This window comes from Oleiphilus sp. HI0061, assembly GCF_001635675.1.
Genome location: NZ_LWFE01000882.1, coordinates 1 through 439 on the forward strand (window position 1 = coordinate 1; position 439 = coordinate 439).

A 439-nucleotide genomic window follows, 5' to 3' on the forward strand; every position below is an offset into this window, starting at 1 on the left:
GCCTGAAACATATACTTTCGTGCCTCACGCTGAACGCTTGCTTTTACAGTGTGTCGAAAATGAAACCCCTGTATTTGCATCTTGTTTTGGTTTTCAGTTAGCTGCCCAAGCATTGGGACGTGAAATTATTGATGACAAAGAAAATTACGAGATGGGCACTATCCCAATATCTCTCACCGAACATGCTGCTTCAGATCAGGTCTTTCGTGGCATCAGAAATGACTTTCTCGCAGTATCGGTTCATCAGCAAAAAGCGATTTCGGCACCCGAAGGCTGCATAGAATTAGCCTATACCGATATTTGCTGCCATGCCTTTAGAGTTGCGAACAAACCATTCTGGGCATTCCAGTTCCATCCTGAAGTTGATCGAGATATTTTGATTGACAGGCTGACCTACTACAAAGAAAAATATACAGATGATGATGGGCATTTAACAGAG

1 protein-coding gene is annotated in these 439 nt (G+C 42.8%); it reads left to right on the forward strand.

The annotated features are described in order from the left end of the window. Window positions 1–19: 19 nt before the first annotated feature. On the forward strand, window positions 20–439 hold a 420-nt coding region (locus A3735_RS10425), incomplete at its 3' end, for a gamma-glutamyl-gamma-aminobutyrate hydrolase family protein (RefSeq protein ID WP_231882531.1).